Here is a 9813-nt window from a genome sequence, read left to right as displayed (position 1 = left end):
GGCATCAGAGAAGGCATCTGATTCCCCTTTTACAAGAAAAAACAAGTGGACGGGCATCAGAGAAGGCATCTGATTCCCCTTTTACAAGAAAAAACAAGTGGACGGGCATCAGAGAAGGCATCTGATTCCCCTTTTACAAGAAAAAACAAGTGGACGGGCATCAGAGAAGGCATCTGATTTCCCGTTTACAAGAAAAAACATGTGGACCGGTATCAGTAGTCGTGTATTATTACCAATTAAACCAGATAAATCAGTCGTACTTAGTGCAGAAACAATAATGTAGATGGTAGATAGGAAAAACAACAAAGTTTGAGAAAACAACCTATAATTATAACAACAATATATCTAGAAAATCGAAATACTTTTAATAATTCGATATAATAAGGAGGGTTAAATTACGGAGGTGGAAAAGATGTTTCAGGTAAAAAGTGATTATGATTTTTCAAATGTGCATGAAAACATGGTCATTGGACTATTTGATAAGCCGGAGAAGTTTACAGGTCCATTGTCTAAGCTCGATGAAATATTTGAAGGTGAGCTTAGAGAGTTGGTTAAAGCAGGAGATATCTCTGGCAAATTTAAATCAATCAGCAAAGTACATAGTTTTGGCAAGACCGGTGCAAGAAGAATCTGGTTTGTCGGTTTAGGCAAGGAGAAAGAATTATCATATCATAAGCTAAGCGAAGTCTTAGGTAAGCTGTTTAAGAATTTAAAAGAAAGTAAGCAAGAGGAAGCAGCTTTTCTATTAGAATCATTTTCAACCGAGCAGGTAGAGGGGTTGGAAGCTGCCAGTGCGCTAAGTGAAGCATTAACCTTAGCTACTTACCACTTCGAGGGATATAAACAAAAATCCAATGAACCTGAGAAACGGATTGAGAATATAACGGTTTACAGCGAGAATTTTGAAAAAGAAGACGTCCAAGCGTCGTTAGCGGTGGGTTATGCGTTTGGTAAGGGGACAAATTCTGCCCGTACCTTGGTTAATACCCCTGGAAATCTATTAACCGCAACAGATATGGCCAATTATGCCCAGGAGTTGGCAGCGAAATATGATTTTGAAGTGGAAATTCTTGAAAAGGCAGAACTTGAAAAACTTGGAATGGGAGCATTTCTTGCTGTCAATCAGGGGTCTACAGAGCCCCCGAAGATGATTGTGCTTAAATATCAAGGAAAAGAGCAATGGACGGATGTCATTGGACTTGTTGGTAAGGGAGTTACTTTTGATACTGGTGGCTACTCCATTAAGCCAAAAGACGGAATTGTCGGGATGAAGACCGATATGGGCGGTGCCGCTGCTGTCCTTGGAGCAATGGAAATCATCGGAGAAACCAGGCCTGAACAGAATGTGGTTGCTGTCATTCCTTCCACAGATAATATGATAAGCGGGAATGCCTTTAAACCGGATGATGTCATTACAGCCATGAGCGGAAAAACGATTGAGGTTTTAAATACGGATGCAGAAGGACGGCTGGTTTTAGCGGATGCTGTAACGTATGCTAAGCATCATGGGGCGAATTATTTAGTGGATGTCGCTACATTAACGGGTGGAGTGATTGTGGCCTTAGGTGAGCACACGACCGGGGCGATGACCAATCATGAGCCATTGTTCGAACAAGTATTAGAAGCTTCCATGGAAGCAGGAGAACCAATCTGGCAGCTCCCTTTATTTGAAAAAGATAAAGAACGAGTTCGCAACAGCAAGGTCGCTGATTTAAATAATTCTCCGGGGCGCCAAGGGCATGCGATTGTTGCAGGTGCCTTTATTGGGGAGTTTGCCGAAGATACACCGTGGGTTCACTTAGATATCGCTGGTACGGCAACAACTTCGAAAGAATATGAGCTTGGTCCTTCAGGTGCTACTGGTGTCATGACTCGTACACTTGCTTTATTCGTGGAACGCTTTGAACCAATTGAAAAGTAGCATGTTTAGCCCGAGCATCTAGGGGCACTTAGGTCAGTATAAACCACTGGTCTAGGAACCTCTACTTTATTAAATGCCCACTCCAATTCTCTATTCTGTGCATATGAAGTAGTGTAGGCAAGTATAGAGAAAAGGAGGTTAGGCTTATGTATCATTATCGAGGCCCTTACCCAGTACGTAATCAAAGATTTATCGGCTTCGGATTACCGTTTCTTGGCGGTTTAGTTGGTGGACTTTTAGGCGGAGCATTATTTTATCCTCGTCCATTTTATGGTTACCCTCGCCCATTTTATGGCTATCCACCACCACCGCCATTTTATGGTTATCCAGGATACGGATATCCAGGACCAGGATTTCCATATTAAGAATCATGTCAGAATGAAAACAGCTCTCGAGGCTGTTTTTCTTTTTTATAAAAAAGGAAATGTTCTTTAAAAAGAGAATACATAAAGATACCTTGTTAGGAACGAAAGGAGAAGAAAAATGATTCAAAACACATTAATTGAAACACTTGGGATTGAAATCACTCATATTGAACCAGGAAAAGTGGTGGCAACGATGCCCGTTGATGAACGGACAAAGCAGCCATTTGGGCTTTTACATGGTGGGGCTTCTGTTTCCTTGGCTGAAACGGTTGCAAGTGTGGGAGCTTACGAGCTGGTTGATAAAGAAACAGAAGCTGTCGCAGGCCTTGAAATTAATGCTAACCATGTTCGTCCTGTTACCGAAGGTTATGTAACGGCGGTTGGGACTGTTTTACACCAAGGGAAAACGACGATGGTTTGGGACATCAAAATAACCGATCAAAAAGGCCGTTTAAGTTGTATCTCTAGATGTACAATGGCAATCTTCAAAATAAAAAAATAACTTTCGAAAAGATGGGCTTTTTCCATCTTTTTTTGTGGATATTGTGAAAAAATTAAAAAAATTCATGGCAATTTCGTGATATAATATATAAAAAATAGATAATAAGTACAATTTTTTGTACAGGTTTTTTATATAATAGTAGTAAAAAAGATTGTGAGAAAAGGTGGTGAAAGAATGAAGGAAAAGAGACAATATCTATTTATTGATTTTGAATTTACCATGCCAGAACGTAATGTTCGTATGAAGGACTTCTACGCGGAAATAATTGAAGTGGGACTGGTATCTGTCATCGATGATCAAATTAAGGAACAATTCTCCTCTTATGTAACCCCGGTAAAATTCCCAACTTTATCTGAACGCTGTAAATCATTTTTACATATTTCACAGCAGCAGGTCGATCAAGGAATCTCATTTTTTGAACTCATTCGGAAACTAGGGGAGTTTAACAATCAGTATCAAACGACGATCGTTACTTGGGGAAATATGGATATGAAGGTTCTCAGGCAAAATTGTTTAGCTGCTGGTGTTTCTTTTCCATTCAAGGCGGCTGAATTAGATTTATCGATGGAATATAAGCGGTTCTTTGGTGATCAAAATCAAACGGGCTTATGGAAAGCCGTTCAAGAATATGGGAAAGAAGGTACTGGCAGACATCACCGGGCACTTGATGATGCGTTGACTACTTTTAATATATTCCGCCTTGTTGAAAAGGATAAACAATATTTAGAAAAACCCAAACCAACCACAATTGGTGATCGGATTGACTTTTCCAAGCTGTTAAATGAATTCGCATAAAAGGCCAAATCATAAAAATTGATTTGGCCTTTTATATTTTTATTTAAAGTAATCCTTTTCAAGCGATGCTATGCTTTTCAAACTCATTTCGGCCCAAGCTGATGGATTTTGTGTTAATTCCGTTTTCATTTTTTCGACCGCACCTTTTAAAGAAGCTGGATAGTCTGGGACTTCTTCGTTATACGGTTTAACCATTTGCTTAGGGATATTGGTTTGTTCTCGATAAGCAAGGGCTCTTCTTTCATGGAAAATAAGGACGTCAGCATCTTTTGGACTATGTAAATCACCTTGCATCGGATGTTTTATAACAGCTAATACTCTAATTAAATAATGCTGTGGCCGTTCCTCCGTAATTTCTCCAATGTACTTTCCTGTTTTATAAATACCTGTAACGATGTCACCAATCTTTAGCTCTGACAAAAAAGCCCCTCCTTCACCCATTTATTCTTACATTTTACTATAATAAAACTATGTACAAAAAACAAAATTATCGGTTAAATTATAGAAATGGAGGGATGATAAATGAGAAGAAGTTTACAGGTTTTGTTAACCTTAATGACTGTGATTCTAGTCCTTGTTGGATGTGGGACAAGTAAGGAAAAAGAAAATTCCTCTCTTGAGAAAATGGGGGAAAATTCTGAGGAGAAGAAAGGGAGCGATCAAGTGCAAAATGCTGTGTATCCTCAGCTTACCAATGAGGTTTCGGAAAATGAAAGACTGGTTGAAATGGAAACTTCCATGGGAAAGATTAAAATTAAATTATTTCCTGAATACGCTCCGAATGCCGTTGAAAATTTTGTAAAGCATAGTGAAGATGGTTATTACGACGGCCTCCTTTTTCACCGGGTAATCAAGGATTTTATGATTCAAGGCGGTGACCCAAACGGAAATGGAACAGGTGGAGAAAGTATTTATGGCAAGCCATTTGAAGACGAATTCTCTACGAATCTTTTCAATATTCGCGGTGCGCTTTCGATGGCCAATTCAGGTGCCAATACAAATGGCAGTCAGTTTTTTATTGTACAAAAAACATCATTGGATTCATCTATGAAGGAAGAAATGGAAAAGGCGGGATTCCCGGGAGAAGTCATAGATGCTTACGAAGAAAAGGGTGGAACACCTTGGCTTGACCATCGCCATACCGTTTTTGGACAGGTGGTTGAAGGAATGGATGTTGTTGATAAAATTGCTGAAGCCCCTGTTGGGAATCAAGATAAGCCGGAAAAAGATATTGTCATTAAAGGAATTAAGGTATTGAAGTAACCATTAGGACCAAACGATGGAAGGATACATTTTTTGTTGCTATAATAATATAGGCTTAAATTCCTTTAGAGAAAGGGAGAAAAAAATGTTTCATCCACTCGTACTCTCGTTGTTTTTATATTTTCCAGAAGATAAATCGGAATATGGCCCCGCTGCTGTCACATTTCTGATTTTTATGATTGGCGCTCTATTGACTATGAGATTAATCATTAAAATCTCTAAGCGGGAGGCTAAAAAGGCAAAAGAATTAGAAGAAAAAATTCTAAGTGAGCAGCATTCGCAGAGGAACAGTGAACATTAAGCTGTTCTTTTTTTTGCGATAATTTTGGATAATCAATCTGCTTGATTTCTTTTCCGTAATTCATGAAAATGAGATTGAGGATGAGAAACGGGAATGGAGTGCGTTTTAATGGAGAATAAATTATATTATCAGAACGCGTACATAAAATCTTTCTATTCAAAGGTAATAAAACAAGATATCGACCAGTCAGGAACTGCATTTGTTGTACTAGAACAAACGGCATTTTATCCAACTGGAGGCGGTCAACCCTATGACACGGGGACCATCGACGGGATTCATGTGATAAATGTAGAAGAAATGGATGGAGAAATTCGCCATTACTTAACAGATTCTTTGAAAGATGTAACAGTAGAAGTGAATGGAGAACTTGACTGGAAGAGAAGGTTTGATCATATGCAGCAGCATGCTGGACAGCACATATTATCAGCCTCCTTTGAAAGTCTATTTGGTTATAAAACTGTCAGCTTCCATCTCGGGAAGGAAATTTTGACCATCGATCTTGACACAGAACAATTATCGGACCAAGAGGCAATGAAGGCAGAGGCATTAGCCAATCAGATTATTCTTGAAAACAGGCCGATTGAAACAAAATGGGTTTCGGAGGAAGAACTTTCGCAATATAAACTTCGAAAGGAGCTTTCGGTTACCGATAATATTCGTCTCGTAATGATTCCTAACTTTGACTATAACGGCTGCGGTGGAACACATCCAAGTGACACATCCCAGGTAAGAGCGATAAAAATCCTCGATTGGGAACGACAAAAAAAGAAGATTCGTCTTCAGTTTATTTGTGGAGATCGGGTGTTGGAACAACTCCATCAAAAACAAAAAACATTGCTGGAACTAACTAAATTACTAAACGCTCCAGAGCAGGAGATGGGTGCAGCTGTTCGACGGTTGATTGAAACAGGAAAAGAACAAGAACAAAGTTTAGTGGCAGCGAGTGAAGCACTCTTATCTTTTGAAGCAAAGGATACGCTGAATGGGGCTGAAGGTGAAGTTATTATTGGGAAATTATATAAAAATCGCCCAATCCAAGAGCTCCAAAAACTCGCACGACTTATGATGAATGAAAAGGATGAAATTACGTTTTTGGCGGTTGCGGAAAATGAGGATCGTCTGCAAGTTGTTTGTGCGAAAGGATCAGCAGCGTCTGGAAATATGAAAAATGTAATAGCGGAAATTCTCCCCCAAATCGATGGGAAAGGCGGCGGAAATGAATCCTTTGCGCAAGGCGGAGGAGCAGCGGTAATCTCCGGGGAACAATTATTACAAAATTTATTAACAGCAGCAAGATAATAGGATGAACAACTTAATGAAGTAAATAATAAAGGAATAACTTTTCACTGAAGGGATGGTTTCATTTTGGAAAAACAACAAGTGGGTGTAGTTGGTGTCGGCGTTATGGGAAGAAGTCTCGCACTAAATTTTGAAAGTAAAGGCTTCTCCGTATCTGTATACGACCTTTCAGCAGAGAAAGTAAATGAAATCATAGATACCAATAAAGGAAAAAGGCTTTTTGGAACGACGAATATCGTGGAGTTTATCCAATCTTTAGAAATTCCTCGTAAAATACTAATTATGGTACCGGCGGGTATAATCACAGATAAGGCCATTGAGTCGTTACTTCCGCATCTTGATAAAAATGATATTCTGATTGACGGTGGAAATACCTTTTTCAAAGATACGATTCGGAGAAATAAAGAGCTTGCGGAAAAAGGAATTATGTTCATTGGAGCAGGGGTTTCCGGTGGTGAAGAAGGAGCGTTAACGGGACCTGCGATCATGCCAAGCGGGCAAAGAGAGGCTTATGATTTAGTGGGGCCGCTGTTAACAGAGATTTCAGCTAAGGTAAACGGAGAGCCGTGCTGCACCTATATTGGACCAGATGGTGCCGGGCATTATGTAAAGATGGTTCATAACGGGATAGAATATAGTGATATGCAATTGATTTGTGAAGCCTATCATTTAATGAAGGAGCTCCTTGGCTTATCTACTCAGGAACTTCATGAGGTTTTCAGTGAATGGAATCAAGGAGAGCTGGATAGCTATTTAATTGAGATAACAGCTGATATTTTTTCGAAAACTGACCCAGAGACAGGAAAACCATTAGTGGATGTGATACTTGATACCGCAGGGCAAAAAGGAACAGGAAAATGGACAAGTGAAGATGCGCTTGACCTCGGAGTCCCACTATCAATCATCACTGAATCTGTATTCTCACGATTCCTATCTGCGATGAAGGAAGAGCGGGTAAGAGCAAGTAAAGTGCTTAAAGGCCCTCAATTAGGCAGTTACGGTGGGGATAAACAAGAATTTATTGAAGCGCTACGAAAAGCTCTATATTTGAGTAAAATTATCTCCTATGCACAAGGCTTTTCACAGTATAAGCAGGCATCGGTTGAATATAACTGGGACTTGAATTTTGGAGAAATTGCCATGATTTTCCGTGGAGGCTGTATTATCCGTGCGGCTTTTCTCCAAAACATTAAAGATGCGTATGATCGCAATCCAAAGTTAGATAATCTATTAATGGACCCATATTTCCAGGATATCGTCGAAACCTATCAAGAGGCAGCCAGAGAAGTAGTGTCCGTTGCGGTAAAAGCTGGTATTCCTGTTCCGGGCCTTGCAAGTGCATTAGCATATTATGACAGCTATCGTACGGAGGTACTCCCTGCTAATCTGCTGCAGGCACAACGAGATTATTTTGGAGCCCATACCTATCAAAGGGTTGACCGGGAAGGTACTTTTCATACGGAATGGCTAACGCAAAAATAAAAATGGTAACGGGTGGATATTGATTTCGCCCAGAAGCTAGAAAGGTGTTTTGGAATGGGATTTTTTGATGGAATGATGGGAAATGCTTCTGAAGTGAATGCAACGGAAGCGCAGCGAGAATTTGCAAGGATCCTAGCGGCTAATGAAAGAATTGAAAGAGCCTATAAACTAATTAGAGATTTATTTATTTTTACAGATAAGCGCCTGATTCTTGTTGACAAACAAGGGCTGACAGGAAAGAAGGTTGAATATCATTCTATTCCCTATAAGAGTATTACCCATTTTAGTATCGAAACGGCTGGCAGCTTTGATTTAGATGCAGAGTTGAAAATTTGGATTTCAGGAAACGCACTTCCTCTGCAAAAACAATTTAACAAGAACCTAAATATTTATGAACTTCAAACGGTTCTGGCAGAATATGTATTAAAGTAAATGGTAGGTGCTCTGATTATGGAAAGTCGAATGAAAACCAATCTGCAATTTGTTGATTTGTTAAATGAATGGGACCCATTTCAATTAAAGAATGGCAGTTATGATACCGAAATTGCAGACACCATCCAAGCGGTATATGAACTAAATGATGCGGAAGTGCTAGCAAAAAAAATTCAGTCCATTTATGAATTTTCCTTTGAAAAAACGATCCCAATGAATCAATGCTTAACGCTAGCAAAACAGTTATTCATCATCAAAGCAGAAGAATCATGTTCCATCTAAAAACGGCAGCCAAGCTGTCGTTTTTAATTTTTGCAAAAAAAAGAGGACAACCATAACGGGTCGTCCACTTCAAAAAGGGGGAATACTAGAAAGCTTATGTCCTAATGATTGCCAGTTTTAATTTTTTTTATACGTAAAAAATAAAAAAAGCGGTTAAAAAAACCGCTTTAAAAATGATGGCTAAATAAGATGATTCATCATGGTGTCATTTGCTTGGTTTGCATGGTCTAGTAACTCAGAGGCAGGAATATCAAGAACAGTAGATAATTTTAAGAGTGTTTGGGTACTAGGAATTTGTTCACCTGTTTCATATTTCTCAATAGTTTGTGTCCCTACTCTGACTTTTTGTGCCAATTCTTCTTGTGTCATTTTTAAATGTTCACGATAAGTTTTTATTTTTAGGCCGATTGAATTCACACTGTTCACCTCTCCTTGTTAATTTCTTTAATTCTATATTAACATAAAATGTCTGTCTTTTTCAAAATAACAAAAGTGAATATTATGTTAACTTGTTGTAATAGATTCTGAAAAACCTTTTTTGATTATCTTCCTATAATATGCTATAATTTTTAATTGCATATAAAAAGGATTAAATAAATATATATTTAGGAGTGTTTTCATGTCAGAAAAAATCGAAACTGGTAGTATTTTAACAGGTAAGGTGACTGGTATTCAACCTTATGGAGCATTTATTGCATTAGATGAAAATACACAAGGACTTGTGCATATTTCAGAAATTACCCACGGATATGTGAAAGATATTAATGACCATCTTAAGGTTGGTGACGAAGTAAAGGTTAAAGTTTTATCGATTGATGAAGGTGCAGGTAAAATTGGCTTATCGATTCGTGCTACAGAAGAAGCACCTGCAGAGCAGCAGGCTGCAGCTAAACCAAAGAAACCACGTAAGCGTCAAGCAGCTGCGATTGTACCTGAAGTTGAAGGACAGCAAGGATTTAACACACTAAAAGATAAGCTTCAAGAATGGATTGACCAATCCCAACGCGAAGATTTAATCAAAAAATAATCAGCATGAGCCTAGAACTGTACTGCACCCCAAAAGTTAGAGTGAAATCTAACTTTTGGGGTGTATTTTTATGGCTAAATATAGTGAAGAATTTAAGTTAATGTTGGTAAAAGAGTACCAAGAAGGAAAATTGGGATACAGTTT

Annotated in this window: 13 protein-coding genes; 11 read left to right on the top strand and 2 right to left on the bottom strand. The window is 38.7% G+C overall.

Going from position 1 to position 9813, the window contains the following annotated elements; genetic code table 11:
- Positions 1-412 precede the first annotated feature (412 nt).
- The 4 genes from ACWM35_RS24995 to kapD all read left to right on the top strand — a co-directional run bounded on the left by ACWM35_RS24995 (position 413) and on the right by kapD (position 3583).
- Complete coding sequence (locus ACWM35_RS24995) at positions 413-1921, top strand: leucyl aminopeptidase (RefSeq protein ID WP_454821582.1); 1509 nt, start codon at positions 413-415, stop codon at positions 1919-1921.
- A gap of 146 nt (positions 1922-2067) precedes the next feature.
- Positions 2068-2286 (top strand): hypothetical protein, encoded by a 219-nt coding sequence (locus ACWM35_RS24990; protein WP_454821581.1) that lies wholly within the window; start codon positions 2068-2070, stop codon positions 2284-2286.
- Between the two features lie 118 nt (positions 2287-2404).
- A complete protein-coding gene (locus ACWM35_RS24985; RefSeq protein WP_454821580.1) occupies positions 2405-2788 on the top strand; it encodes a hotdog fold thioesterase in 384 nt (127 codons plus the stop codon).
- A 174-nt stretch (positions 2789-2962) separates the two neighbouring features.
- Positions 2963-3583: a 3'-5' exonuclease KapD gene (gene kapD / locus ACWM35_RS24980; RefSeq protein ID WP_454821579.1), complete on the top strand. Its 621-nt coding sequence runs from the start codon at positions 2963-2965 to the stop codon at positions 3581-3583.
- A gap of 39 nt (positions 3584-3622) precedes the next feature.
- On the opposite strand, the gene ACWM35_RS24975 is transcribed toward kapD, so the two are convergent.
- Positions 3623-4003 (bottom strand): kinase-associated lipoprotein B, encoded by a 381-nt coding sequence (locus tag ACWM35_RS24975; protein WP_454821578.1) that lies wholly within the window; start codon positions 4001-4003, stop codon positions 3623-3625.
- A 204-nt stretch (positions 4004-4207) separates the two neighbouring features.
- Between ACWM35_RS24975 and ACWM35_RS24970 the strand changes: the two genes are divergently transcribed.
- The 6 genes from ACWM35_RS24970 (at position 4208) to ACWM35_RS24945 (ending at position 8642) form a co-directional block, all read left to right on the top strand.
- Entirely contained in the window at positions 4208-4846 is a 639-nt protein-coding gene (locus tag ACWM35_RS24970) for a peptidylprolyl isomerase (protein WP_454821583.1), read from the top strand.
- Positions 4847-4931: 85 nt separating this feature from the next.
- Entirely contained in the window at positions 4932-5147 is a 216-nt protein-coding gene (locus ACWM35_RS24965) for a hypothetical protein (protein WP_454821577.1), read from the top strand.
- Between the two features lie 108 nt (positions 5148-5255).
- The gene (locus ACWM35_RS24960) at positions 5256-6446 is read left to right on the top strand and encodes an alanyl-tRNA editing protein (RefSeq protein ID WP_454821576.1); all 1191 of its coding nucleotides are present in this window, start codon (positions 5256-5258) and stop codon (positions 6444-6446) included.
- A gap of 66 nt (positions 6447-6512) precedes the next feature.
- Entirely contained in the window at positions 6513-7928 is a 1416-nt protein-coding gene (gene gndA / locus ACWM35_RS24955; protein WP_454821575.1) for an NADP-dependent phosphogluconate dehydrogenase, read from the top strand.
- 54 nt (positions 7929-7982) lie between these two features.
- Positions 7983-8360, top strand: coding sequence for a PH domain-containing protein (locus ACWM35_RS24950; protein WP_454821574.1), 378 nt, complete (start codon positions 7983-7985; stop codon positions 8358-8360).
- An 18-nt stretch (positions 8361-8378) separates the two neighbouring features.
- Positions 8379-8642 carry a DUF1871 family protein gene (locus ACWM35_RS24945; RefSeq protein WP_454821573.1) on the top strand — a complete coding sequence of 88 codons (264 nt, stop codon included), beginning with the start codon at positions 8379-8381 and terminating at the stop codon, positions 8640-8642.
- Between the two features lie 180 nt (positions 8643-8822).
- Here ACWM35_RS24945 and ACWM35_RS24940 read toward each other — a convergent pair whose 3' ends face one another.
- Positions 8823-9059, bottom strand: a complete 237-nt coding sequence (locus ACWM35_RS24940) for a helix-turn-helix domain-containing protein (RefSeq protein WP_454821572.1) — start codon at positions 9057-9059, stop codon at positions 8823-8825.
- A gap of 202 nt (positions 9060-9261) precedes the next feature.
- On the opposite strand from ACWM35_RS24940, the gene yugI reads away from it, so the two are divergent.
- A complete protein-coding gene (gene yugI, locus ACWM35_RS24935) occupies positions 9262-9669 on the top strand; it encodes a S1 domain-containing post-transcriptional regulator GSP13 (protein ID WP_454821571.1) in 408 nt (135 codons plus the stop codon).
- Positions 9670-9813 lie beyond the last annotated feature (144 nt).

The sequence above is a fragment of the Neobacillus sp. K501 genome (assembly GCF_053749995.1).
The sequence above is the reverse complement of the archived record's forward strand: the minus strand, read 5'-3'. Positions and strand labels throughout refer to the sequence as shown.